The organism is Comamonas sp. AG1104 (genome assembly GCF_003350425.1).
GTDB lineage: Bacteria > Pseudomonadota > Gammaproteobacteria > Burkholderiales > Burkholderiaceae_C > Comamonas > Comamonas testosteroni.
In genome coordinates this window covers 141,353-165,263 of record NZ_QQAS01000006.1, presented here as the reverse complement: position 1 = coordinate 165,263, position 23,911 = coordinate 141,353, and the positions used below count along the sequence as shown (strand labels likewise).

Annotated in this window: 23 protein-coding genes; 4 read left to right on the top strand and 19 right to left on the bottom strand. The window is 60.9% G+C overall.

Going from position 1 to position 23,911, the window contains the following annotated elements:
* Positions 1–28 precede the first annotated feature (28 nt).
* From DFO48_RS18235 to DFO48_RS18170, 14 genes are all read right to left on the bottom strand, one after another.
* The gene (locus DFO48_RS18235) at positions 29–1,132 is read right to left on the bottom strand and encodes a dienelactone hydrolase family protein (RefSeq protein ID WP_233506447.1); all 1,104 of its coding nucleotides are present in this window, start codon (positions 1,130–1,132) and stop codon (positions 29–31) included.
* Positions 1,133–1,203: 71 nt separating this feature from the next.
* Positions 1,204–2,715, bottom strand: a complete 1,512-nt coding sequence (locus tag DFO48_RS18230) for a DUF1302 domain-containing protein (protein WP_233506446.1) — start codon at positions 2,713–2,715, stop codon at positions 1,204–1,206.
* 35 nt (positions 2,716–2,750) lie between these two features.
* Positions 2,751–4,130 (bottom strand): DUF1329 domain-containing protein, encoded by a 1,380-nt coding sequence (locus DFO48_RS18225; RefSeq protein WP_114864361.1) that lies wholly within the window; start codon positions 4,128–4,130, stop codon positions 2,751–2,753.
* A 282-nt stretch (positions 4,131–4,412) separates the two neighbouring features.
* The gene (locus tag DFO48_RS18220; protein ID WP_114864360.1) at positions 4,413–6,119 is read right to left on the bottom strand and encodes a class I adenylate-forming enzyme family protein; all 1,707 of its coding nucleotides are present in this window, start codon (positions 6,117–6,119) and stop codon (positions 4,413–4,415) included.
* A 1-nt stretch (position 6,120) separates the two neighbouring features.
* Positions 6,121–7,248 (bottom strand): acyl-CoA dehydrogenase family protein, encoded by a 1,128-nt coding sequence (locus DFO48_RS18215; protein ID WP_114864359.1) that lies wholly within the window; start codon positions 7,246–7,248, stop codon positions 6,121–6,123.
* A gap of 114 nt (positions 7,249–7,362) precedes the next feature.
* The gene (locus DFO48_RS18210) at positions 7,363–8,559 is read right to left on the bottom strand and encodes an acyl-CoA dehydrogenase family protein (protein WP_114864358.1); all 1,197 of its coding nucleotides are present in this window, start codon (positions 8,557–8,559) and stop codon (positions 7,363–7,365) included.
* A 12-nt stretch (positions 8,560–8,571) separates the two neighbouring features.
* Complete coding sequence (locus DFO48_RS18205) at positions 8,572–9,639, bottom strand: MBL fold metallo-hydrolase (RefSeq protein WP_114864357.1); 1,068 nt, start codon at positions 9,637–9,639, stop codon at positions 8,572–8,574.
* On the bottom strand, positions 9,632–11,443 hold the full coding sequence (locus DFO48_RS18200; protein ID WP_114864356.1) for a long-chain-acyl-CoA synthetase: 1,812 nt from the start codon (positions 11,441–11,443) through the stop codon (positions 9,632–9,634). Before DFO48_RS18200 ends, DFO48_RS18205 begins: the two co-directional genes overlap by 8 nt.
* Before the next feature lie 42 nt (positions 11,444–11,485).
* Complete coding sequence (locus tag DFO48_RS18195; RefSeq protein WP_114864355.1) at positions 11,486–12,667, bottom strand: acyl-CoA dehydrogenase family protein; 1,182 nt, start codon at positions 12,665–12,667, stop codon at positions 11,486–11,488.
* 16 nt (positions 12,668–12,683) lie between these two features.
* The gene (locus DFO48_RS18190) at positions 12,684–13,856 is read right to left on the bottom strand and encodes a lipid-transfer protein (RefSeq protein ID WP_003078279.1); all 1,173 of its coding nucleotides are present in this window, start codon (positions 13,854–13,856) and stop codon (positions 12,684–12,686) included.
* A gap of 32 nt (positions 13,857–13,888) precedes the next feature.
* Positions 13,889–14,305: a MaoC family dehydratase gene (locus DFO48_RS18185; RefSeq protein WP_003078281.1), complete on the bottom strand. Its 417-nt coding sequence runs from the start codon at positions 14,303–14,305 to the stop codon at positions 13,889–13,891.
* Between the two features lie 12 nt (positions 14,306–14,317).
* Positions 14,318–15,421 carry an acyl-CoA dehydrogenase family protein gene (locus DFO48_RS18180; protein ID WP_114864354.1) on the bottom strand — a complete coding sequence of 368 codons (1,104 nt, stop codon included), beginning with the start codon at positions 15,419–15,421 and terminating at the stop codon, positions 14,318–14,320.
* A gap of 15 nt (positions 15,422–15,436) precedes the next feature.
* Positions 15,437–16,381, bottom strand: a complete 945-nt coding sequence (locus DFO48_RS18175) for a Zn-ribbon domain-containing OB-fold protein (RefSeq protein WP_114864353.1) — start codon at positions 16,379–16,381, stop codon at positions 15,437–15,439.
* Between the two features lie 18 nt (positions 16,382–16,399).
* Complete coding sequence (locus tag DFO48_RS18170) at positions 16,400–17,191, bottom strand: SDR family oxidoreductase (RefSeq protein ID WP_114864352.1); 792 nt, start codon at positions 17,189–17,191, stop codon at positions 16,400–16,402.
* Positions 17,192–17,299: 108 nt separating this feature from the next.
* Here DFO48_RS18170 and DFO48_RS18165 point away from each other — a divergent pair, with 108 nt between their 5' ends.
* Entirely contained in the window at positions 17,300–18,112 is an 813-nt protein-coding gene (locus DFO48_RS18165; RefSeq protein WP_114864351.1) for an enoyl-CoA hydratase, read from the top strand.
* Positions 18,113–18,184: 72 nt separating this feature from the next.
* Here DFO48_RS18165 and DFO48_RS18160 read toward each other — a convergent pair whose 3' ends face one another.
* Together DFO48_RS18160 and DFO48_RS18155 are read right to left on the bottom strand one after the other, a co-directional pair.
* Entirely contained in the window at positions 18,185–18,586 is a 402-nt protein-coding gene (locus DFO48_RS18160) for a GFA family protein (protein WP_114864350.1), read from the bottom strand.
* Between the two features lie 205 nt (positions 18,587–18,791).
* Positions 18,792–19,559, bottom strand: a complete 768-nt coding sequence (locus DFO48_RS18155) for an SDR family NAD(P)-dependent oxidoreductase (RefSeq protein WP_114864349.1) — start codon at positions 19,557–19,559, stop codon at positions 18,792–18,794.
* Positions 19,560–19,666: 107 nt separating this feature from the next.
* On the opposite strand from DFO48_RS18155, the gene DFO48_RS18150 reads away from it, so the two are divergent.
* Both DFO48_RS18150 and DFO48_RS18145 read left to right on the top strand, forming a co-directional pair.
* Positions 19,667–20,578: a LysR family transcriptional regulator gene (locus tag DFO48_RS18150; protein WP_114864348.1), complete on the top strand. Its 912-nt coding sequence runs from the start codon at positions 19,667–19,669 to the stop codon at positions 20,576–20,578.
* Between the two features lie 44 nt (positions 20,579–20,622).
* Positions 20,623–21,063, top strand: coding sequence for an acetyltransferase (locus tag DFO48_RS18145; RefSeq protein WP_114864476.1), 441 nt, complete (start codon positions 20,623–20,625; stop codon positions 21,061–21,063).
* A 179-nt stretch (positions 21,064–21,242) separates the two neighbouring features.
* On the opposite strand, the gene DFO48_RS18140 is transcribed toward DFO48_RS18145, so the two are convergent.
* Entirely contained in the window at positions 21,243–21,422 is a 180-nt protein-coding gene (locus tag DFO48_RS18140; RefSeq protein WP_114864347.1) for a hypothetical protein, read from the bottom strand.
* Between the two features lie 36 nt (positions 21,423–21,458).
* Between DFO48_RS18140 and DFO48_RS18135 the strand changes: the two genes are divergently transcribed.
* Complete coding sequence (locus DFO48_RS18135) at positions 21,459–22,370, top strand: bifunctional GNAT family N-acetyltransferase/nucleoside diphosphate kinase regulator (RefSeq protein ID WP_199407027.1); 912 nt, start codon at positions 21,459–21,461, stop codon at positions 22,368–22,370.
* Positions 22,371–22,532: 162 nt separating this feature from the next.
* Here the strand turns inward: DFO48_RS18135 and DFO48_RS18130 are convergent, their stop codons facing one another.
* Together DFO48_RS18130 and DFO48_RS18125 are read right to left on the bottom strand one after the other, a co-directional pair.
* Positions 22,533–22,910 carry a steroid Delta-isomerase gene (locus DFO48_RS18130; RefSeq protein ID WP_114864345.1) on the bottom strand — a complete coding sequence of 126 codons (378 nt, stop codon included), beginning with the start codon at positions 22,908–22,910 and terminating at the stop codon, positions 22,533–22,535.
* 152 nt (positions 22,911–23,062) lie between these two features.
* Positions 23,063–23,836 (bottom strand): 3-alpha-hydroxysteroid 3-dehydrogenase, encoded by a 774-nt coding sequence (locus tag DFO48_RS18125; RefSeq protein WP_114864344.1) that lies wholly within the window; start codon positions 23,834–23,836, stop codon positions 23,063–23,065.
* Positions 23,837–23,911 lie beyond the last annotated feature (75 nt).

Genomic DNA, 23,911 nt, shown 5'->3' with positions numbered 1-23,911 from the left:
GGCCTTCCTGTTTCCCGCCGAGTCCTGTCTACTGCTCGAACTTTACCTTGAGAAACTGCAGCAACTGCTTGCCGGCCAGACTGCGTGCTGTTTCATCGCGTCCGGCGATATAGCCGACCTTGACGCAGTCCCCCAGCGCTTTGCCGCTTTGCACCCGAATCCTGTAGCGCGTCTGGCGATCGGACTGGGCCCCGGCGGGAATCAGCGGCTGGCCATTGAGGACGGGAAAGTCCTTGTCGTTGAACTCTATCGTGCAGCCGGCCAGGTAAGGACGATTCGTCATCTCGCGTGGCTTGTCGCTCTCCCAATCATGGCCGGCCCTGGCATAGACCACGGTACTGACTTCGGAGCCCGCCTCACGCAGGATTTTTTCCTGCTGAGCACAGGCCACCAGATCATTCGATGCATCCTCCCCTGCTCTGAAGCTGAGCAAGGGCGAACCCGTGGTCTTGCGGGACTGAAGCAGCGCATAGCAAGGCCCGTAAAAGTCCACATGCAAGGCAAAAGGCTGGATGAAAGGCGCCAGCTTGTCGCGAATGCGTGCATCCAGGCTCATGCGTGCCGCAATTCCGCCCTTGGAAAATCCCATCACCCCGATACGCCAGCCATCGATGGCGGGGTGCTTGTTCAAGGCCTTGAGTGCGGCATAGGCATCGGCCACGGCATCGAACTCGGAGGTCCCCATGATCTTGAGCGCATACGGCATGTCTTCACTGATGCCACGCGGCTTGAAGTTATCGACCAACAGCGCAGCTATGCCGTTGTCAGCCAGCATCTGGGCCGTTTCGCTCTCGCGCCCGGGAATGGCCCCCGCGCCACCTGGCAGGACAACCATGGCCGGCACCTGCTTTTTTTCGCTGGCCCCCTTGGGCAGGAACAGCTTTCCCATACCCATGGTTGCCTCTGCCTTGGCAGGCTGGCTGAGCAGCACATCGAGGTCATACGGGCTGCTGGACTTGAAGCGGATATCGCCTTGTGTATCACCATGCAGCTCCGTAGGAGCCATCAAGGGAGCAACCTTGGGCAAAGGAGGCAAAGCATCGAACAGATGCTGTCCTGATGCCGCACTGCTCATCAGGCTCAGGGCTGCAGCTCCCATAGGGGCCACCCATTTTCCGGTCAGTATTTGCATTCGCTTGCGCCCCTTTCAAACACAAAAGCCCGGAGAGCCGGGCTTTTGTGGTGTTGGCTCGTTGGTGTGGTTCAGAACGAGTACTTGGCGGTAACAGACAGTTGGTCGCGGTCGGCCAGCGGACGTGCACGCAGGGAATCGGCAGAAGGATTGCCCAGGTAGTTGATGTAGGCTACGTTGATCGAGAAATTGCTCTTACGAACAAAAGTCGCGCCAATGCTCAACCGGCTGTCGCTCTGGCCGCCGCCGAAGGTGCCGACCAGAGAGCGGCCGCGCAGTTGCGACTGATAGCTGATGGGGATGCTCAGATCCCAGCCTTCGAAGATGCCGGGATAGCCCAGCGTCAGGGTCGCACCGGCCACCAGGGAGTTGCGGGTCTTGAAGCTCAGGTTATCGGTAGAGCTGCCATCGGCCACACTGATCACGCGAGAGCCGGAAATTTCGGCAGCCAGGGACATGTCGTCCGCGATACCTGTGCGTCCGATATTGAAGATACCGCCGACGTTACCCTGCACCACATCGCCACGCACCGCCACACCATTGCCGTTGAGCACTGGCGTACCCTTGCGATAGCTGGCTTCACCAAATGCAGAGAACTTTCCGAAGGTCGTGCTGACCGTCGTTCCCAGCATCTTGATGTCGTCGAAATAGCGAACCTGGTAGCCAGTCGGTATCGCGCCGTTCATGTTCACGACCAGCGAGGGAGTGCGGTCGTTGTAGTTCAGGTAGTACAGGCCGACTTCCGTCTCGTCGGTGACGCGATAGCGACCGCCGATGCCCCACTGGCCCGAGCTGCTGGGACGGATGTCATTGCCGCGTCGCAGGCCTCGGCAGGTCGCGCCGTTGTAGACACCCAGGCAGGAGGCGCCGGGACCCAGGGCATTGCTGGTGCTGGTGTACATGCCGGGAGCAGGCAGCAGCGTCTCGTGGAAGCCGAACTGGTAGTGACCCAGCAGCGAGAGCTTGGGACTGACTTCCAGCGAAGCAGAGATCTGATCTTCCGGCAGAAGGATTTCCTTGACCTCAGCGCCAGGCGAAGCGGCCTTTGCCGCATCGCTGGGGCCCTGGGCCGCAGCGATATTGGCAAAGTACATGGACTCGCCCCAGTTCACCACCTGCTTGCCCAGACGCACCGTGGCACGGGTCTCTCCCATGTTGAAGCTGGTGTAGGCGTAGGTATCCAGAAGGCGCGAATATCCGCCGCCATAGCGCTTGGCAGCAGAGTTGAACTCGTCCACGGGACCGGCCGTGCTGATCGGACCCTTGTTGTCGTTACGCTGGTGGTAAACGTCGTCGTAGAAAGTACTGGCATTGAGCACAAAACCGCTGTCGCCCTTGGACAGCTTGCTCTCCCAGACAGCGCCCAGGCGATTGGCCGTCAGCGCACCCTTCTTGAAGTTGTTGTTGCCGTCCGTGTTCAGCACCGGCGACGGGTTGTCCAAACGAACACCCAGGCCATAGCTCACGTTCAGGCGCCAGTCGAACTTCAGACCATCGCCCAGATCGACAGTCTCCCCCGCGTGCACAGTCCCCATACCCAGGGACAGCAGCGCCGCCACTGCGATGGGAGTGAGTTTCTTCATATTGTTTTTCATGATGAGTCGCTCGTTGATAAAACTTAGTTGCCCACGTTGCGTGCGGCTTCGGGCGTGAACATGGCAGGGGTCAGGTCGCCCTTGTTCAGAATGGGTCCCTTAGGACGTTCCTGGAACAAGTTGTAGCCCATGTACCCACCGGAATTGAGGTCGTGATAGAAGGAAGTTCCTGCGTGCCAGGCCTTGATATCGGGCGAGTAGTAATAGTTGATGAACGCGTGCTGCCACAGCTGGCCACGTGTGTCATACATATCGGATGCCACGGCCTGGCCGGTATCCTCGTCAACGAACAGCACACGCTTGCCATAGACATGGCGGAAGCCTTCCTTGAGCGTGCCTTCCACGACCCAGACTCTGCGCAGCTCGTAGCGCATGAAGTCAGGGTTGGCGTGCCCCTGCTTGAGCAGGTCGGCGTACTTCACCGTGGGCTGGTGAATCTTGAAGTTGTTGGCGGGGATATACATCTCCCTCTTGCCCAGCAACTTCCAGTTGTAGCGCTCCGGCGAGCCATTGGCCAGGCGATCGGAGTCAATCGTCAGCTTGCCGCCGGTGCCAGGCATGGGCTGGTCGAAGCCGTACTCGGGCACCTGGCGCACGCGGCGTGTACCGGGGTCGTAAGACCATGCCAGACGCTTGTCCTTGGCAAAGTTCACAGGTTCAACCGTGTGGGTCACACCACCCTTTTCGCGCTCTGGAGCCAGCACACGAGTGCGGCTATAGGCCATCACACCTTCCACAGGCTTGCCAAGGCTGGAGGGCAGGTTGTCCAAGCTCAGATTGATGTTCTCCTGGCGACCCCAGGCAATGGAGCCATCAGACATCACATTCGCCATATCGCGAACAATGTGCTCGTTGTAGGCACGTGTGGGCAGCAGGTTGTTCCAGATCACTTCCAGGCCGGTCTTGGGAATCGGGAAGTTGATGGCTCCCAGGCTTCCCTTGATGCTGTTGCCGTCGGGATTTACCTCCGATTCCAGTGCGTTCTTCTTGGCAACCGCACAGACTTCATCGGTGTAGCGGAAGTCACGATGACCCTTGTAGACCTGAATCTGCATGGTTTTGGGGTACTTCTTGAACATGGCTTTCTGGCCGTCGCTGAGCTTGTCCCCGTACTTGTCAACGTTCTCAGCAGTGATCACCGCAATCGGCTTCTCATCGGCATAAATGTCCACGGGGTGCTTGCCGGTGGCTTGCACATGAGATACACCTGCGGGGGCGCCTACCCACTTGCCGGTGAACTCAGGGATCGTGCCGTCCTTGTTGCCAGCCTTGATGGCACCCACGCATGTCAATTCCTTGCCCAGCTGCTCTGCCTCGTTCGCCGGCACCTTCGCCCATACCGACGTCGCCACCATCAAACCCACTGCCGCGGCGAGTGGAGTCTTGGCTGTCACAAACTTCATCTCTGTCTCCTAGGTTCTAGAACTTATTTTTGGCGGGTGCTACAAACGAGTTGCATTGCCTCGCATCGCCCCATTGGTTTTGCCGTTTGCAGGCAGTTGCATACTGCGTCAGCAGGCCTCTTCAACCATCGTCTGAGTTGACTACTGACAGACCCTAGCGACCTAGTCCACATGGGTCACCTGAAGCGCTTCCCCGAATGAAAAAAACCTGCTGGTGCACGAAGCAGCAGCAGGCTTTCGGAGCGTGATCGGGAAAGTCCTAGGACCACCCGATTCCGTACATCAGGTCAGCAGGTGAGCGCACTCCTTGCGAATCGATGCCTTGAGCATCTTGCCGGCGGGATTACGAGGCAAAGGCTCCGCGCGCACAACGATTCGACTGGGAACCTTGTAGCCCGCCAGACGCTGTGCCACGAACTCGCGAAGCAGCTCGGGAGTAACCTGACTCCAGGACTTTCCAACCACCACGGCAACGACCTGCTCGCCCGTGACCTCATGCGGCATGGAAAACACCGCAGCCTCCTCCAGCGCCTCATGCTGCAGCAGACAGGCCTCGACCTCCGCCGCGGCAATCTTTTCTCCGCTGCGGTTGATCACGTCCTTGATGCGATCGACGATGGTCAAAAAGCCTTCATCGTCCAGAACGCCTATGTCTCCGGTGTGGAACCATCCGCCCTGCATGGCCTTGGCGGTGGCCTCTGCATCACCGCAATAGCGCTCCATCAGGGTCACGCCACGCAGCCAGATCTCACCGGGCTCGCCGATAGGCAAGGCTGTGCCATCCAGGTCTGCAATTCGTACCTCGATGATGGGCGACAGCACCCCCGAGCTGCGAGGATGCGCCTCGAACATGCGCCCCGAGCTGCCTGCACAGACGCCATTGGATTCAGTCAGACCAAATCCAATGCCCGACATGCGCCCCTTGAACTTGGCCAACACCTCATCGATCAGGCGCGGGTGCAGGCCCGCTCCGCCAAAGCCCACACCGGAGAGGTTGCCAGAGCTTTCAGGCAGCTCGAAGCCGGGCAGACCAATGAGCTGCTGCACCATGCTGGGCGCACCATTGAACTGCGTGACCTTTTCCTTGCGAATCAGCTCCACTGCCTTCTCAGGCTCCCAGCGGTGAATGAATATCAGACGGCGGCCATGGCGCAGGCTGATCAGCAGCTGAGCATGCAGGCCGCTGACATGAAACAGAGGAACTGCCGACAAGGTCGTGGGCTGCAGCTGTCGCGCCATGATGGCGGCGATGGCGTCCGGCGATGTCATGGCCGCCACTGCACCGATGAAGTCGATATTGAAGATGCCCTGGCACACTGCGCGGTGGGTGGATTCCACGCCTTTGGCACGGCTGGTGGCGCCCGATGTGAACAAAATCAGCGCAGGCTCATCGGCACTGAGCTGCGGGGACACGAAGCCATCATGACCGCCTGCGATCAACTCCGCCCAGCTGATATCGCCCCCCTCGCCATCCACCACCACCGTCTTGATGGCCGTCTGCGCAATGGCCTGGCTGATGCGAGCATGGCGGTCCGCATCACAGATCAGCATCACCGGCCGGGTGTCCTCCAGATTGGCCATCAGCTCACTGCTCAGGCCAAAGCTGTTCAAAGGCACCGGCACTGCGCCAAGCAAGGCCGTGGCAGCAAAAGCCACGGCCCATTCGGGACGGTTGCGCATGGCTATGGCCACACGGTCGCCGGACTTGAGACCGCACTGCTTTTGCAAGCGACTGGCCAGCGCATCGGCTGCTGCAAAGAACCTGTCAAAGGTCCATCGATCCTCGCCATAGACCATGAACTCGGCCGCACCATGAACCCGGCCGGCATCGATTACCTGTGCCAGATTCTGAAAGGCATTGCGATAGGCTGCCACGCTGCGTCCATCCGACAGCGTGACCTGCTGCACTTCAAAAGGTGCGCCCGGCGAAGTCAGCTGCGCACGAATGTTCCTGATCTTTTCACCCATGGAAACCAAGGCATCGCTCATCTCAGAAACCTTTCAATTGTGCAAAGCGGTTGCGGTGATAGCCACCGTCGCCCAGCAGGCGTTGCAAAACGCGTGCCCGCTTGAAGAACAGGCCAATATCCAGTTCATCCGTCACCCCGATGCCGCCATGCAACTGGATCGCCTCGTTGCACAGCCTCTCGCACAAGTCTGATGACTTGGCCTTGGCCGCACTGACCAGCTCGGGCACCTTGGCCTCCAAACCGGAATCAATGGCTTCTAAAGCTGCCAGCACACAGCTCTCCAGCAGCTCAAGCTCCACATACAAACGTGCCACACGATGCTGCAATGCCTGGAATGAGCCGATCTGCACGTCAAACTGAACGCGCTCCTTCAGATAGGTCACCGTACGATCAAACACCTCACGCAGCAGGCCCAGAGACTCGGCGGCCAGGCAGGACCGGGCTCGGTCCAGCACTTCATCAAGCACCTGAGCAGCAGGCCGGGCCACCAACGCCATATCAGCGCTCAACTCCACCTTGTCGAACTGCACGTGGGCCATGTTGCGGCTGTCAATCATGCTCATGGGTTTGATGCTGACACCTTGCGCATCCGCTGGCACCAGCCACAGGCCGGGAGCACCTTCGCCAGATGCCGCCAGCACCACAAAGCCATTGGCGCCCACGCCATCCATCACAAAGGCTTTTTCACCGCTCAGGCACCAGCCCGTGCCGGTCTGCTCGGCTACCGTGCTCAATCTGGCTGCAAGGTGCTGGCCGGACTTTTCATCCAGAGCCAGTGCCAGCCTGGCCTGCCCACTGGCAAGCAGGGGCAGCCACTGCGTCTGCTGAGCCGCGGTGCCGGCGCGAATCAACAGCTCAGGCGCGATCACGGCCTGGCTCAGCAGCGGCTGTGCCGACAGGTTTCGGCCGATGGCTTCAAACACGGCGCCCATGCCCAGGTAGCCCGCAGCCAGCCCATCATGCGACTCGGGCAGCACCGCCACGGGCCAGCCCATCTCCACCATCTGCAGCCATAGCTGCGTATCAAAGCCCTGTTCCACCTTGTCATCCCGCAGACGGCGCTGCTGGGCCACGGGCGCTTCCTGCGCGAGAAAGGCAACAGCGCTGTCCTTGAGCAATTCCTGCTCTTGCGACAAAAGCATGGTCATATTCTTGTCTCCATTTCAATTCGTTATCCTCAGCCTGCGCGACCGACACCGCCCAGCTCAGAGACAGCGAGCAAGGGCCCAGGCAGCCCCGTCGCCGCACAGCGACTCAGGGGGTCAAGGCAATTCCAGCACTCGCTTGGCAATGATGTTCAGTTGCACTTCCGAGCTTCCGCCTGCAATCGTGTAGCTTTTGGAGCGCAGCCATGCACGGCCTACATCGATCTCATCGGCTGTGAAGTCATCGCCTGCCTCCCAGCCAAGACCGCGCAGGCCCAGCACCTGCTCCAGCAGTTCGTACTTGGCAACTTCCTGCTCGGTCTGCACCAGCTTCATGATGCTGGAGGGGCCAGCAACGTCCTGGCGCGCCAGAGCCTTCTCGGTCACCCGACGATGGGTCAGGGCAAAAGACTGTGCATCCATCAGCAGTCCTGCCAGCTTCTCGCGCAGCGCACCATCGCTGATCTGCCCATGTTCGTCCACCATGTAGGGCAAAGCGGTCTTGAGTGCATCGTGCGACGGCGCGCCACCTTCCGTGAACTTGGACATGGCTGCACGCTCATGCTGGAGCAGCTTCTTGGCCAGTGACCAACCTTCGCCTTCCTTGCCCACAAGCTGCCGCACAGGCACCCGCACGTCGTCAAAGAAGACCTGACAGAAACTGGACTTGCCGCTGATCAGCTCTATGGGCTTGACCGTGACGCCGGGACTCTTCATATCGATCAGCAAAAAGCTGATTCCATCCTGCTTCTTGCCTTCGCTGCTGGTGCGCACCAGTGCATACATCCAGTCGCCCTTGTCTCCGTCCGAGGTCCAGATCTTGCCCCCGTTGACGATATAGGCCTCGCCCTGCTCGTCCGTCACCCGCCTGGCCGAGGTCTTGAGGCTGGCCAGATCCGAGCCGGCATTGGGCTCCGAAAATCCCTGGCACCAGCGCTGCTCGCCGCGCATCATGGGCACCAGATGCTCGAGCTTTTGCTCATGCGTCCCCACCTCCACCAGGACCGGCCCCAGCATCCACACGCCCAGGTTGTACTGGGGCTGACGGCAGCCAAGACGAGCCATCTCCGTGTCCAGGATACGAGCCTCCCTGGGAGAGAGGCCACCACCGCCGTATTCACGCGGCCATGAAGGTGCAAACCAGCCACGATCACGCATGCGCTCGAACCACAGTTTCTGATCCTCGTTCAGAAACTGCAGCCTGGAGCTGCCCCAGACCATCTCCTCTGAAACGATGGGCCGGCGCATGCTCGCAGGACAGTTCTCCTCCAGCCACTGCGCCACTTCTTGTTTGAATGTTTCGAGTTCCGTCATGGCTTCCTCACCTCAGGCCAACGAGAAATATGCAATCTTGCCTTCACCCGAGGTACGCAGCAGCGTTCCATCCTGGTGAAGCAGGTTCAAATGGGCTATCGTTTCCCCTAGGGCCATCAGGCGATCCACGGGGCTGCGCAGCCTGGGAAAGAGCACGGGCACCAGCTCGGCAGCCGTTGCCTGCCCCACCTGACCCAGATGTCCGGTCAGCAGTGCGAACTGCTCGGCATGGTGTTCGAGCACCTGCACCAGGCGCTCGTGCAGGCCGTAGAAAACGCCCTGGTGCGATGGAAGCACCAAGGTCTCGGCCGGCAGCTCATGCAAACGATGCAGCGAATCTATCCAGAGTTTGAGCGGATTGCCCTCGGGCTCGATGGGGCTGACCATCACATTCGAGGTGATGCGCGGCAGCACCTGATCACCGGCCAGCAAAATTCCGTCTTCCTCGCAATACAGACAGGCATGCTCGGGCGAGTGCCCCTCGCCCAGCACAATGCGCCACTGGCGCTCCCCGATCTGCAGCACCTCACCCGGACGAATGCGCTGGTAATGGCTGGGTTGCCTCGGCATGAACGGATCCTTGCGCATGGCAGTCAGCATGTCGTCCAGCTCTTGGCTGCTCACCCCGGCACGCGCATAGAACTCGCGATGCGCCTCGGGCAGAGGATCGGGCGGTGGCCCCATCAGCGAGCGCAGCATCATGAACTCCCCATAGCTCATGAGCAGCGGCACGCCAAAGCGCTCCTGCAGCCACCATGCGGCACCCGCATGGTCGTAGTGACAGTGGGTGCAGATCACACGGGTCAGCGGCTGACCGGCCAATTTCTCCGTGAAGATCTTCTCCCACAGCTCGAAGGTGCCGGGAATTCCCAGCCCTGTATCCACCACCGCCCAGCCGTCGCCGTCACGCAGCAGGTAGACATTGATGTGATCAAGAGCCATGGGCATGGGCATGCGCAGCCACAGCAGACCGGGGACGATCTCCACATGGCTGCCATCGGATGCCGGCGGCGCAAAGGGATAACGCAGCACATCTGCGGGCTTGGCCCGTACGCGCTCCTGCGCGACGGCGCTATCCACGCAGAGCCTCTTCAAGCGTTGCAGCGGTCAGCGGCACATAGGTCTGCAGCTTGTCATTGCGTACAAACAGCGGGTCGCCAGTCTGAGCTCTGTCATAGCCCTGCTTTTGCAGATCCACCTTGCGCAGCTTGTAGTTGCCAGTCATGTCCGGCGTATCCATCAGGCGCACGAACAGCGGTGCTGCATAGCGTGGCAGGCGGGAGATAGCCAGCTCCCAGAAGGCCCCGGGGTCGAACCCGGCACCCTCATGCATCACCAAGGCTGCCATGCCTGCACGACCGCCATGGCCGGCAACCTGCACGCCATAGACGGTAATCGCATCCAGGCCCTTGAAGTCCCCCAGCGCATCGCCGACCTCCATGGTCGAGACGTTCTCGCTCTTCCAGCGGAAGGTATCGCCGATACGGTCAACAAACCAGCAGTAGCCGTCTTCGTCGCAGCGCAGCAGGTCACCCGATGTCCACCACACATCGCCCGGCTGGAAGACATTGCGCAGCAGCTTCTTTTCGGAAGCCTCCTCGCTGGTATAGCCTTCAAAGCGCCCAGCAACCACACCGGGATACTGGATGACCATGCCGATGGCTTCGCCGGGCTCGTTCACGCCTGCCAATTGCAAAAAGCCGTTTTCGTCTCGGATGTAGTCGCCTTTTTCCTGGTCGTAGCGAACCAGGCGCAGATTGGTTTTTTCCCAGAACGGAACGCGGCCGCAGGAGCCGATGCGATTGTCCAGATTGATGGTATTGGTGTTGGACTCCGTGCCTCCCCAGCCTTCATAGATCTGGAACACGGTGCCAAAACGCGACGTCCATTGCTGCCAGATCTCGGGCGTGAGGCCGGTTCCGGCCATCTTGCGCAAGCTGTGCTCCCGGTCCCGGTCCGTGGCGGGCGCGCTGAGCAGGAAGCGGCAGATCTCCCCCACGTACTGGCAAAAGGTAATGCCATGTGCGCGGATATCGCGCCAGAACTCGCTGCGGCTGAACTTGCGGCGCACCACGATGCGTGCACCTGCAGCCATGGCGGTTGCCGTCAGAGACATGGAAGCCGCGCCGTGGTAGAGCGGTAAAAAGCAATAGAAGCAGTCATCCCTGGTGATCTCCCACAGCAGCTGCATGGAGTCCCCCGCCATCAGCCAGCGTGCATGACTGATGACCGCGGCCTTCGGAAGGCCGGTGGTCCCTGAGGTGAATATGTACTGCGCCGTATCGCCGGCCACCACGCCCTCGCGCCACTCCAGCGGTACGGCCGTGCCGTCCCGGCTCATGGCCAGGGCCTGCAAATCAGAGCCGAACTGCTGCAGAACTCCCGCTGCGGCGGGGCGCACTTTATCCGGCCAGTGCCAGTAGCTCAGCGCGGTGTTCAGTCCTTCAGTCTGTGCAAAGCGCTCTGCACATTCCTCGCCCACGATCACATGGCTGGCCTTGGTCACCTCCAGTGCGTGCGTCAGAGGCTTGCCCATCACATGGGTGTTGATGAAGGCCACCACGGCTCCCAGCTTGGCCACGCCAAACCAGGCAAAGAAAAAGGCCGGGCGATTCTCGATGGCCATGGCCACCACATCGCCCTTTCTCACCCCCTGCTCATGCAACGCACGTGCCACCTGATTGGCGCGCTGGTTGAACTGCGCATAGGTGTAGCGCACATCGCCTTCGGTCAGAAAGATGCGCTCGCCGAAATCTCGTGCACAGTCCTCCAGACGATCGGCCATGGTGTAGGGCGTATCGGCCAGGTACTTGGCCGCAATGGGCGCGCGACGATCCAGCTTGAGCTGGGTCTGCTCGCGCGACACCACAGTCGTGTCGCTCATCACATGTCTCCTTGGTATTTGTTATGTGTGAGATGTCTTCGATCAGCGCTGAGGACGCGGCATGCCGAGGCCGAACTGGGCAATCAGCTCGCGCTGAATCTCGTTCGTGCCGCCACCGAAGGTGTTGATGGTGGAGGCGCGCAGCTCGTACTCCAGCTCGCCCATCAGATAGGAAGCGGCCGAGCCGCCACGCACCAGAGCGCTGCTGCCCACGATGTCCATCAATTGATGCAGCACCTCGACCACGCCTTCCGAGCCATAGACCTTGGTGGCAGATGCCAGGCTCACGTCCATGGCACCAGCTTCCAGACTGGCCGCGATGCGGAAGTTGGTCAGTCGCATGGCTTCAAGGCGGGCATAGCACTGCGCCAGACTGCGCCTGACCCAGGCCTGATCGACAGCGCGACGGCCCTGCTCGTCCTTGACCTTGGCCCATTGCAGCACCTTGACGAAGGGAGCAAACACCTTGTCCGACCAGGCCCCCAGACCCAGGCGCTCGTGGTTGAGCTGTGCAGTGATCAGCTTCCAGCCGCCATTGAGCTCGCCGATCAAACGTGCTGCGGGCACTTCAACGTTGTCGAAATACGTGGCTGCCGTGTAGTTGCCAACGGTCTGAATCAGCGTATGCGAAAAGCCCTTGTCCCTGGTATCCACCACCATGATGGAAATACCCTTGTGGCGAGCCAGTTCCTGGTTGGTACGCGCGGCCAGCCACACATAGTCGGCAGATTCGATGCCCGAAGTCCACAGCTTCTGGCCGTTGACCACGAAATGCCCGGTCTGAAGATCGCCCTGCAGCTGAGCCTGTGTCTTGAGCATGGCGAGGTCGGAGCCGGCTCCGGGTTCGGAGTAACCAATGGCGAAGATGATGTCGCCGCTGGCCATGCCCGGCAGAAACTCCTTCTTCTGCACCTCGGTGCCATGCTCCATCAGCGCGGGGCCGACGGTGCTGATGGTGACGAATGGCAGGGGAGCCCCGGCGATATTCGCTTCCTCAAAGAAGATCAGCTGCTCGGTGGCCGACAGGCCCTGGCCTCCGAATTCCTTGGGCCAGCCTATGGCCAGCCAGCCGTCACGCCCCATCTTGCGGATCAGTTCGCGGTACTCGTCGCCGCCCTCTGCACCGCGCATGCGGGCCTTGAGCTCGGGCGTCATCAGCGCCTGAAAGTAGTCACGGCACTTCAGGCGCAGCGCATGCTGCTCGGGAGTCAGGTCAATGAACATGAATGTCTCCTTGCCATCAGGCCTCGTCGCCCAGGATCAGGCCGCTGGTGGGCACGCCGGTACCGGCAGTCACCACCATGTTGTGCACGTCCTTGACCTGGTTGACGGAGCTGCCCCGGATCTGGCGCACGGCTTCGGCAATGCCGTTCATGCCATGGATATAGGCTTCGCCCAGCTGGCCGCCATGGGTGTTGATGGGCATGGAGCCGCCGCGTGCATGCTCGCCGGCGCGAATGAAATCCTTGGCCTCGCCGCGCTTGACGAAACCGAACTCCTCGAGCTGAGGCAGCACAAAGGGCGAAAAATGGTCATACAGCACTGCGCTTTGCACATCCTTGGGAGTCAGGCGGCTTTGCTGCCACAGCTGGCTGGCGACATGCCCCATCTCGGGCAGACCGGTGATGTCCTGGCGGTAGAACGAAGTCATGGACTGCTGACCGTCAGAGATACCCTGGGCAGCCGCCTTGATGTAGACCGGCTTGGCCTTCATCTCACGGGCACGGTCGCTCGATGTGATGACCATGGCCACGGCACCGTCGGACTCCTGGCAGCAGTCCAGCAGGTGCAGCGGCTCGCAGATCCAGCGGCTGGCCTGGTGCTCCTCCAGTGTGATGGGCTTGCCGTAGAAGAACGCGTTGGGATTGGTGGCAGCAAAGTCGCGCACGGCCACGGCCACACGGCCGAAGTCCTCGCTGGTCGCACCGAAGGCATGCATATAGCGGCGCGCAAACATGCCCACCCAGGATGCCGGTGTGTGAAAGCCGTGGGGCATGTACCAGCCATAGTTCACATTGTCAAAGAATGGCGTGCTGCCAAAGCCATAGCTGCCGGTTCCAAAGCGGTACCAGCTGCGCTCATTCATGGCGCGGTAGACCACGACCGTCTTGGCAATGCCCGTGGCCACGGCCATGGCCGCATGCAGCACAGGGCCGCAGGCCGCGCCACCACCATGCGGTACCTGCGAGAAAAAGCTCACATTGCGAGCCCCGAGCAGGCGGGCGATTTCATACTCGGGAACCTTGTCCACGGAGTACGAGGAAAAGCCGTCCACCTCCTTGGGGTCAATGCCTGCATCGCTCAGCGCAGCCAGCGTGGCCTCCATGGCCAGACGCAGTTCGGTACGGCCCGAGTTCTTGGAAAATTCTGTTGCACCCAGACCCACAATGGCGGCGCGACCGGAAATATTCATATCGTTCACAGGAATGTCTCCGCTTGTTGTTCTTAGGCCAGGGCCACTTGCACAGTGCCGCTGACGTGAGAGCCCATGGAATTGCTGCCCTTGAGCGTGATCTGAACGCTGCGCGTGGCCTCGTTCTTCTCGGTCACGGAGCCCGTGAACTTCATGGTGTCGCCGGGGTAATTGGGGGCCCCCAGGCGAATCTTCAGATCCATGAGGCGCGCATCGTCGCCAGCCCAGCTCTCGACAAAGCTCTGCACCAGACCGTTGGTGGTCAGGATGTTCATGAAGATATGGGGTGAACCCAGCTCGCGTGCGGCATCACGGTCATGATGTCCGGGGAAATAGTCACGCGTGGCGATGGCGCCGCCGGCAATCAGCGGCACGGTGATGGGCACGCTGACGGGCTGCAGTTCGTCGCCCACGTTTACCGACTCGAAGCGAATAGATTGGTTTGCCATGTTGTTGTCTCCTTAGCGGTCTTCGGGCAGGTCGTACTTCCAGCCGAGCGTGTCGTTGTCTGCGAGCCACTGGCCCAGCGCTTGCAGGTGCTGTTCGGCACTGCCGGCCTCGGCAGCCAGTGCACGACACCAGAACATGAAGCGGTGAATGTGATAGGTCACATCCACGCCCATGCCGCCATGCACATGCTGTGCAACGCGGCCTACCTTCAGACCCAGCTCGTTGGACTGGGCGCGCACCGCGTGGGCCTGCGGCGTGCAGGGCAGGCCGGCATCCAGACGCCAGACCAGCTGGCTCAGTGCGCTGCGCTGCACCTGCATGAGGATGTAGCCGTCGGCCATCTGGCCCTGCACCAGCTGGAAAGTACCGATGGGACGGTCGAACTGCTTGCGCTCGCTCACATACTCCACGGTGCGGCGCAACTGCTCCTGCGTCACGCCCTGCTGCAGGCTGGCCAAGCAGGCGATTGCCATTTCGTTGACCCATTCCAGCGCACGACCGCCCAGCACGGCCAGCACCGGCGTGTTGCGAAAGCTGATGTCTGCCACCGCACAGTAGTCTTCGCGCATGCCGGCCACGCGGCTGACACCATCGGCCTGCAGGCTCACCAGCACCAGCTTGATCTCATCGCCCGCCGCCGCTGCCACCAGAGCCATCTGGGCCTGCTCGCCCAGAGGCACGGCTTGCAGCTGGCCTTTGAGTCGCTCACCCTGAAGCTCAAGCGCCGGCCCGCGTGCAGCCACTGCAGCCTGCAGCGACAGAGCCAGCAATTCGCCCTCCATGGCAGAGTGAACGACTGCGTCCTGTCCCTGGGCAAACCTGGCAATCGCGGCAGCAGCGACCTGCTGCTGCCACAGCGGAACCTGCGCCAGCGCACGGCCTTGCTGCTCCAGCACGGCCAGCATCTCGCTCATGCCCAGACCCAGGCCGCCGGCAGCTTCCGGCACCAGGATGCTGTGCAGACCTGCAGCCACGCACTGCTGCCACAGCTCCTGCATGAAAGGCTGGCCCGATGCATCGTGCTCGCGCAGCTTTTCGTCGGTGCAATAGTCGGCAAACAGGCTTTGCGCCATGTCTGCAAATGCACGTTGGTCTTCACTGAGTTGAAAGTCCATGACGGTCTCCTCGCATCAGCCCACGGGACGGAACTGGGCCAGAGTCAGATCACCGTCAAAGGTGTTGAACTCCACCTGCACCTTCTGACCGATCTGCACCTCGCCGGGCTTGACGCCGACCAGCTGGGCAATCAGACGCACGCCCTCTTGCAACTCCACCAGACCGATGGGATTGGGGTGATCGAAAGGCGGTACTTCGGGGTAGTGCATGACCACGAACGAGTACACCGTGCCCTGGCCGCTGGCCTCAACTGTGTCCCAGTCAAACGAATGGCACTTGGGGCAGACGGGGCCCGGTGGATGGTGCAGATCGCCGCAGCTCTTGCAGCGCTGAATCAGGAGCTTGCCTTCCTTCAGGCCTTCCCAGAAGAAGCGGTTGTCATCGCTCACGCCTGGTGCGGGTCGCTTGATCTTCGGGGCGGCAGCCTGCGCGGGATCGGCCTTCTGCACATTGGCGGGACGGAACTTGAAGACGCGGAACATCAACTGACCGACCTTCTCGTCTTGGCCATTCGCTGCCTTGATCGAGAAGTACTCCATGATCTGCGTGACAAAGTAGCCCGTGCCCAGGGCCGTGGTCTTCTCTTCGCTGATGGCTTCCAGGCGTGTCGTGTAGTACAGGTCTTCACCCTCGAGCACATCGCGCTCGAAGCTCAGCTCGGAATTCACCGCCACGGTGGAGGGAAAGTCGTGCGCTTCGATCAGCTTCAGAACCTCATAAGGGTTCTCTGTCGTGGAGCCTGGCGGATAGTTGTTCTGCACCGGCCCTTCCATGCACCAGACCTGCAGCATCGCGGGAGGTGCAATGGTCTTGCCATCCTTGTTGGTCTTCACGGCCACACCCATCAGCTCGCTCCACTGACGAATCATGGGGCTGTTGACCTTGTCCCAGGCATGGACACGCCCGTATTGCTTGCCCACGTATGCGCGGACCTCTGCCATCCAGTCTTGATCGGTCAAGATTGTCTCCTTTGAAATTCAATGTTTTTGTTGCACGGATTCCGAGTTCGATGCGCTCAGAAATGCGGGGCGCTCGCCGCCGCCATGCAGCAGCAAATTGGTGCCGCTCATGTAGGAAGCGCTTTCGGAGGCCACATACAGACAGGCATTGGCAATGTCCTGCGGCTCGGCCAGGCGACCCGCAGGAATGGTCCCGGCGACAGAGGCAATTCCAGCCTCATCCCCGAAGTGCAGGTGTGACTGCTCGGTGCGCACCAGGCCGGGGCTGACTGCCACCACACGCACCTTGGGCGCCCACTCCACGGCCAGAGAACTGACCAGGCTCAGCACCGCCGCCTTGGCCGCGCCGTAGGCTGCCGTACCGGGGGAAGGACGCAGCGCGCTGATGCTGCCGATGCAGACAATCACGCCACCGCCGTCCTGCTGCTGCATCACGGCATTGGCGGCCTGCGAGGCATGCAGGGTCGAGAACAGATTCAGGCGCAGCACGCTTTCGTGAAAGCGCGGCGAAACCGTGGCGGCATCCACATGGGGAGCGCCACCGGCGTTGTTGACGAGAACGTCCAGACGGCCATGGCGGCGCTGCACCTCATCGACCATTTCCTTGACGGCCTGGGCCTCGCGCACATCGCATGCAACGAAGTCTGCGCTGCTGCCATTGATGCTTGGCAACGCTTCAGGTTGCTGACGGCCGCACACCACCACCGTGGCACCTGCCGCGAGAAACGCCTGGGCAATGCCCTTGCCGATGCCCTTGGTGCCGCCAGTGACCAGCACCACCTTGTCTTGAAAGCTTTTGTTCGTATCCATGCCTGCCAATTTAGGTTTCGGCACCAGCAGCAGATACGTCCAAAAGGACGATGTTGGTCCATCCCTTGAAAACGACCATCGTCCCTGTTCAACTCCCAGGGAATCCTTATGTCGGCATCGCTTTCCGCTATTGAAAACATGGACACCGCGCAGCGAGAGCTACTGGTTCGACATCAGGACCATGGCGTGGCCATCGTTCAGCTCAACCGCCCCGAGGCAACGAATGCGCTGAGTCTTTCTCTGCAGGCTGCGCTGTCCAGTACCTTCGCTGAGCTGAGCGCAGACGCCAGCGTGCGCTGCATCGTTCTGACCGGCGGCGACAAGGTATTTGCGGCAGGCGGGGACATCAAGAGCATGGACTCCTGCGGCCCCATAGAGATCATGAAGCGCCACACAGAGCGCGTCTGGGCCCCCATTGAGAAGTGCCCCAAACCCATCATCGCGGCGGTCTGCGGCTATGCCTTTGGCGGCGGGGCCGAGCTGGCCATGCATTGCGACATCATCATTGCCGGGCAAGGGGCCAGCTTTGCCCAGCCCGAGATTCGCATCGGCATCATGCCCGGCATCGGCGGCACCCAGCGGCTGGTGCGCGCCGTGGGCAAGTTCCAGGCCATGCGCATTCTGCTGACGGGCAAACCCGTCAGCGCCGACGAAGCCTACGCCATGGGTCTGGTCAGCCTAGTCTGTGCAGACGATCAGGTAATCCCTGAGGCGCTGAAAATGGCGAAGCTGATTGCCAATATGCCCCCACTGGCCGTGGAACAGATCAAGGAAGTGGTGATTGCCGGCATGGACGCATCGCTTGATGCCGCCCTGATGCTGGAGCGCAAGGCCAACCAGATCCTGTTTGCGACCCGCGACCAGAAGGAAGGCATGAATGCGTTCATTGAGAAACGCCAGCCGGTGTTCAAGGGGGAGTGAACGCACCAAGCCAAGGCCGCAGCATCGCCTTGGTTGAGATCGGTGCAGCAGCCCGAGAGTCTGAGGCGGCTCTCAGTCGTTGCGCATGCAGCCACCGGTAAAGCCTGACCACAAAGGCTGCGACTCCAGATGCACATGCTTTTGCTTGAGCGCCGAAAAAGGCGAGTCCAGTGTACCCAGTGCGATGCATATCCAGTCGGCCCAGTCACCGACCTGCCTGGACCAGAACAGGGATGAGCCGCAGTGCTGGCAAAACTGCCGGTGCACGGCAGCCGAAGAGGCATAGGACTTGATATCGCCCTGCCCGGAGACTATGCACAAGTCCTTGCGCGGCACGGCGCCATAGCTTGCGAACGCGGAGCCATGGCTTTTGCGGCATTGCCCGCAATGGCAATGCGTCACGGCCCTGGGCGGCGACAACAGCCTGTAGCCGACTCTTGCACATAAACAGCTTCCCAGATAGTTCTCGGGCACGACTCAGTCTCCAAATCCTCTATCCAAACACGGGGCGCCAGTCATCACATCTGCCGCTGCGCACCTGCACACGCCCCATATGCCCAGGCCTGACCGGCGCTGCAGGGCAAAGCCATGTCCCGAATGGAGTTGCCCGACATGCCCGACATGCCCGATGCCCGCCATCCCGAGGAATCCGGACGGATTCCACAGGATCGATGCACGCTCAGAGCATCATGCCACCAGAGACTTCGATGCGCTGGCCCGTGACCCAGTTGTTGCCATCGGCAAGCAAGGCAGCAACCGCGGCGCCCACATCGTCGGGGCGCCCCGCCCGGCCCATGGCGGTCAGGCCGCTGATATGGGCATTGAGCTGTGCGTTGTCGCGCACCACGCCGCCACCGAAATCCGTCTCTATGGCTCCGGGGGCAATGGTGTTCACGGCGATGCCGCGTGCGCCCAGCTCCTTGGCCAGATAGCGCGTCATCACCTCAATGCCGCCCTTCATCACCGCATAGGCGGCATAGCCCGGGAGGCTGAAGCGTGCCAGCCCGGACGAGGTATTGATGATGCGTCCGCCGTCCCGGATCAGAGGCAGCAGCTTCTGCGTCAGAAAGAACGTGCCCTTGAGGTGGATATCGACGAGCAGATCGAACTGTTCTTCCGTGGTCTCGGCAAACGGCGCCACCAGGCCGATGCCGGCATTGTTCACCAGATAGTCGAACTGCTCGCGCTGCCAGGTTTCGGCCAGCACGCGCCTGACGCTGTCGGCAAACGCGGCAAAGCTCTTGCTGTCTCCCACATCCAGTCGCAGCGCCACGGCGCGACTGCCCTGTGCCTCGATGCGGGATACCAGCTCCTGGGCATCACTTTCACTGTCCTTGTAAGTGACGATCAGATGAACGCCGAGCTCGGCGAGTTTGAGGGCTTCGCTACGGCCCAGGCCACGGCTTGCGCCGGTGATCAATGCGATACGGGGTGCAGATGCTTGCATGTCAGTCTCATGGAGGATGTCAACAAGCCGGACTTTAGTTGTTCTCAAATCATGAATAAATATGATTAAAAAGATCGCACTGTTCACTTTGAAAATACAATCCAGCCATGGATTTCAATGCGCTTCATGTGTTCACCCGCGTTGCCGAGCTCTCCAGCTTCACCCTGGCCGCAGAGCAGCTCGGGTTGACCAAAAGCCGTGTGTCTACCGTGGTTCAGCAACTGGAAAAGCAGCTGGGAACCCGTCTGCTGCAACGCACCACCAGACATGTGCGGCTGAGCGCCGATGGCGAGCAGTTCCTTGAGCGCAGCAAGGAACTGATGGCCGACCTGGAACAGCTGCAGGCCATGTTCCAGCCTGCCGCCAGCGGGCTGCGAGGCAGTCTGCGCATCGATATGCCCAACACCCTGGCCCGGGATGTCGTCCTTCCGAAACTGCCCGAATTCCTCTCGGCCCACCCTTTGCTGGAAGTAGGCATCAGCACCAGCGACCGCCGCGTGGATGTGGTGCAGGAAGGCTTTGACTGTGTGGTGCGCATCGGCCCGCTGGCAGATACCGATTTGATCGCCCGCACCATCGGCGCGATGGAGATGTGCAATCTGGCCAGCCCCGCCTATCTGGAACGCCACGGCACACCCGCAACACTGGCCGACCTGTCACGGCACCGGATCATTCACTATGCAAACCAGCTCGGGCGGCACGGCGCGGGCTGGGAGTATCAGCGCGGCAGGGAGACCGCCCTGCAGCCCATGCACTGCGCCCTGGTGGTCAATGGCACGGACGCCTACCAGGCAGCCTGTCTGGCCGGTCTGGGCCTGATTCAGGCCCCTGTCCGGGGTGCACGCCATCTGCTGGATCAAGGCCTGCTGGTCGAGGTCATGCCCGAGTTCAAGGCGACTCCCATGCCGGTGTCCCTGCTCTACCCGCATCGCCGGCATATTGCACCGCGGGTCACCGCGTTCCTGAACTGGATCACCGAGGTGCTGCAGCCCCATCTGACAGGCATGGACCGCTCTTGATGCCTTACCCCGGAGCGGGCATGGTGCATATGCATAATCCGGCGATGACTTCCATTCGAGCTTCCCGCCCTGACGAAGGGGCACGAGCGATCGAGATCTGGCGCCATGCCGTTGATGCCACGCATGACTTTCTGAGCCCGCAGGATCGCGCCGAGATTGATGAGATGGTGTGCGGCTTTCTGCCAGATGCCCCGCTGTGGTTCGCTGTCGACGAACAGGACCATCCTCTGGCCTTCATGCTCATCGACCAGGGCCATATGGAGGCGCTGTTTGTAGACCCCGCCTTCAGGCATCGGGGCCTCGGTGCGGCGCTGGTGCGCCACGGCCTGGCACTGCATCCCGAGATGAGCACCGATGTGAACGAGCAGAATGCGCAGGCAGTGGGCTTTTACGAACGCCTGGGCTTCAAGCGCACGGGCCGCTCTCCGCTCGACGGGCAAGGCCGCGCCTACCCGATCATCCATCTCAAATACGCCAATCCCTGATCCCTGAAAGGCCGGCCTGGCTGGACTGCGCGCGCCGGTCCAGGCCGGATCGCTGCATTCAATGCCTCAATTGCTATTTAAATAAGAGCATATAGCGCATTACCATTAATGATTTCATATATAAAACAATCTGAAATCGAATTCAGTAAAGCGCAAGTAGCTCTTGAATACGGAGCATTTCAGGCATCGGCCGTTGCACCCCTGCAGCGCCGGCGCCATGGTTTCTCCGCCTGCACGGCAGGCTCGCCATAGACCAAGCAAAGAGATGCGAGATCGGCACTGCGCCTGCGCAGCAAAATCTGCTTGCCTAGAATCGGTGCCTGTGTCGAAAGAACCGTCATGGCCAGCGCCGTGGCCATGAAAGGCTTTCATTCTTGCAACCGACGGTGTTGAAGATGAGCAAGCCTTTCATATCCCTGTGCCCGGAAATCACGCGGGCCAACGCACTGAACCTGGTGGACTGGCTGAACGACGAGGACGTCGTGCGCCACCTCAGCGATTCGCGCCATGTCTCGCGTCACATAGAGCAGCTCATCGACCGGGTTCAGCTGCCTGTACTCACCCACCTCTTCAATCAGGGCGGCCGCTTCTTCATGGCTTACGACCGCGATGACCTGCCCGTGGGCTTCGTGCGTCTGGTCCGGAATGGGCCGGACTGCGAAATCGTGCTGGTCATCGGCAACCGCAACAACTGGGGGCGCAGGCTCGGCGCCAGCGCTTTGCACGAGGGCATGAAGCTGGCCTTTTTTGACATGCGGGCAGAAAGACTGATTGCCAGGATCCATGCCGACAACACGCGCTCGCTCAAGGCCTTTGCGCACAACGGCTTTGTGCTGCAGAACGAAACGCCCGCACTCAAGTCCTATGCGATGACGGCGCAGCGCTACCTCCAGCGCTTGCGCGCCGGTGTGTCGGGCGCTGCGGCTGACATCTGCATCACCGCCGTGGATCAGGCACGTCTCAGAGACAGGCTCGCTCTGGAATGGGAGTCGCAAGCGGCCGATCTGGAGCATGAAATCGAGCGCGCCTGCGTGGTCGATGCGCGGCAGGTGCAGCGCAATGTGGTCACGATGAACTCCAGAGCCTTGCTGCGCCTCGATGAGGTGGCCGTCGAAGTGGCCCTAGTCTACCCCGAAGATGCCGATGACAGTGCCGGAAGGTTCTCGGTCTTCTCGGGCGTGGGCACGGCCATTCTGGGCTGTCGGGAAGGAGACCGCATCGACTGGAGGATTCTCGATCGCACCCGCCATATCCGGATCGAGAAATTGCTCTACCAGCCCGAGGCGGCCGGACACTTCCATCTGTAAGCCGGCTCAGGCCGGGAGTGCTCATTGCACTGCCTTGAACAGCAATATCAATAGCATTCAACGCATGATTTCAATGTATTTCAGATCAAAATGTATTTGAAATCCAATTGAGTCAGGCGAAGACAGCTTCCATATCAGGAGCAGTCAAGCGCCTGACTCTCTTCAGGCGCCAGCGTGAATATTCTTCTCGCCAAACAAGGCGCGCATGCTCACCACCTTGCCGGCGCCATTGAAGCGAAAGTGATCGATGGGCGCAACCACGGTCTTGCGGCCCTGATACTCGAAGCTGACGGTGAAAGCGAAGGCTGCTTCGTCGGCGACCGCGCGTACCTCCTGCGTCAGCTCCACCGCCAAAGGCAGTTTGAGCGAGTTGGCGTAAAACTCACGAATCGCAGCCGTACCGGACCTGGGCTCGGAACCCACGGGGTCTTCCACCGTGGCGTCATCGGCAAACAGCGCGACGATGCCGTCCAGATCGCCGGCATTGAGCGCAGCCACATAGCGCTGTACCACGGCGGTCATATGTTCTGGGGTATTCATCTCAAATCATCCTTCTAGCAGGCGCCGTTGAAAACCGGCAATGCCCAAACGGGGGCGGTGAACAAAAAAGCCTTGCAGCGAGGCCGCCTTCCCCCTCCCGCACAGCGAGGGGGAAGACGCAGGGCCACCCTGGCAAAGCGCCTCATGGGAGGTCAGAACTGTGTCGGGCGCATCACCGCATCAATACCGCCATCAATGACGATCTGCGCACCATGCACATAGCTTGCGGCCGGGCTCATCAAAAAGGCGATGACCGACGCCATCTCGGACGGCTCGGCACGGCGGCCCATGGGAGGAACGAACTTGGCAATGGATTCGCCATAGCGCGGGTCCTGCAGGCCCGCCTGCAGCAAGGGAGTCTCGGTTGCACCGGGGGCGATGGTGTTCAGGCGCACGCCGGCCTCGCCCCAGGCGGCGGCGCGTTTGCGCACAGCCACCGTCAAAGCATTCTTGCTGCCCGCATAGGCCAGATTGCCGCCCTGCTCTCCCGCTTGCTCGACAATGGCGCGGGCCTTGGCTTCCTCGCCGGCTTCCAGTGCCAGCGCCAGTGGGTTCTTGTCAAAAGCTAGATGCGCGGAAGCCACGGACGAGATGACGACGGCTGCGGGCTGATGGCCTTTTTTCAGCTCTGGCAAAAAGGCATCCATCAGCTCGGTCGCGCCAAAATAATTGACCGAAACCACATTGCCAAGCACCTTGGTCTGCGGTCCCAGGCCGGCGCACAGCACCAGGCCGTCCATGCCCTTGCTGCACTTCGCCAGTACATCGGCAATCGCCTGCTTTCGACCTTCGGTCGTCGAAAGATCGGCAATCACTTCCGCATCGCGTATATCGATGCCTACGACCTGGTGACCGGCCGCCTCCAGGACCTTGCGCGTAGCGGCACCAATGCCGGTGGCGCAGCCGCTTATCACGATGATGGACATGTCTTGTCTCCTTTTGTCTGGGTGGTGATGGCACACATCAAAGCCCATCATGAACAACCAGGCTACATGCAAACG

What these genes read in the sequence shown, in the direction of transcription:
- DFO48_RS18195 (WP_114864355.1), bottom strand. Translation starts at nt 12,667, where the DNA reads ATGTTCATTGACCTGACTCCCGAGCAGCATGCGCTGCGCCTGAAGTGC.
- DFO48_RS18225 (WP_114864361.1), bottom strand. Translation starts at nt 4,130, where the DNA reads ATGAAGTTTGTGACAGCCAAGACTCCACTCGCCGCGGCAGTGGGTTTG.
- DFO48_RS18200 (WP_114864356.1), bottom strand. Translation starts at nt 11,443, where the DNA reads ATGAGCGACACGACTGTGGTGTCGCGCGAGCAGACCCAGCTCAAGCTG.
- DFO48_RS18140 (WP_114864347.1), bottom strand. Translation starts at nt 21,422, where the DNA reads ATGGCCACGGCGCTGGCCATGACGGTTCTTTCGACACAGGCACCGATT.
- DFO48_RS18150 (WP_114864348.1), top strand. Translation starts at nt 19,667, where the DNA reads ATGGATTTCAATGCGCTTCATGTGTTCACCCGCGTTGCCGAGCTCTCC.
- DFO48_RS18220 (WP_114864360.1), bottom strand. Translation starts at nt 6,119, where the DNA reads ATGAGCGATGCCTTGGTTTCCATGGGTGAAAAGATCAGGAACATTCGT.
- DFO48_RS18180 (WP_114864354.1), bottom strand. Translation starts at nt 15,421, where the DNA reads ATGGACTTTCAACTCAGTGAAGACCAACGTGCATTTGCAGACATGGCG.
- DFO48_RS18135 (WP_199407027.1), top strand. Translation starts at nt 21,459, where the DNA reads ATGAGCAAGCCTTTCATATCCCTGTGCCCGGAAATCACGCGGGCCAAC.
- DFO48_RS18190 (WP_003078279.1), bottom strand. Translation starts at nt 13,856, where the DNA reads ATGAATATTTCCGGTCGCGCCGCCATTGTGGGTCTGGGTGCAACAGAA.
- DFO48_RS18235 (WP_233506447.1), bottom strand. Translation starts at nt 1,132, where the DNA reads ATGCAAATACTGACCGGAAAATGGGTGGCCCCTATGGGAGCTGCAGCC.
- DFO48_RS18125 (WP_114864344.1), bottom strand. Translation starts at nt 23,836, where the DNA reads ATGTCCATCATCGTGATAAGCGGCTGCGCCACCGGCATTGGTGCCGCT.
- DFO48_RS18170 (WP_114864352.1), bottom strand. Translation starts at nt 17,191, where the DNA reads ATGGATACGAACAAAAGCTTTCAAGACAAGGTGGTGCTGGTCACTGGC.
- DFO48_RS18210 (WP_114864358.1), bottom strand. Translation starts at nt 8,559, where the DNA reads ATGACGGAACTCGAAACATTCAAACAAGAAGTGGCGCAGTGGCTGGAG.
- DFO48_RS18215 (WP_114864359.1), bottom strand. Translation starts at nt 7,248, where the DNA reads ATGACCATGCTTTTGTCGCAAGAGCAGGAATTGCTCAAGGACAGCGCT.
- DFO48_RS18230 (WP_233506446.1), bottom strand. Translation starts at nt 2,715, where the DNA reads ATGAAGAAACTCACTCCCATCGCAGTGGCGGCGCTGCTGTCCCTGGGT.
- DFO48_RS18155 (WP_114864349.1), bottom strand. Translation starts at nt 19,559, where the DNA reads ATGCAAGCATCTGCACCCCGTATCGCATTGATCACCGGCGCAAGCCGT.
- DFO48_RS18130 (WP_114864345.1), bottom strand. Translation starts at nt 22,910, where the DNA reads ATGAATACCCCAGAACATATGACCGCCGTGGTACAGCGCTATGTGGCT.
- DFO48_RS18145 (WP_114864476.1), top strand. Translation starts at nt 20,623, where the DNA reads ATGACTTCCATTCGAGCTTCCCGCCCTGACGAAGGGGCACGAGCGATC.
- DFO48_RS18185 (WP_003078281.1), bottom strand. Translation starts at nt 14,305, where the DNA reads ATGGCAAACCAATCTATTCGCTTCGAGTCGGTAAACGTGGGCGACGAA.
- DFO48_RS18165 (WP_114864351.1), top strand. Translation starts at nt 17,300, where the DNA reads ATGTCGGCATCGCTTTCCGCTATTGAAAACATGGACACCGCGCAGCGA.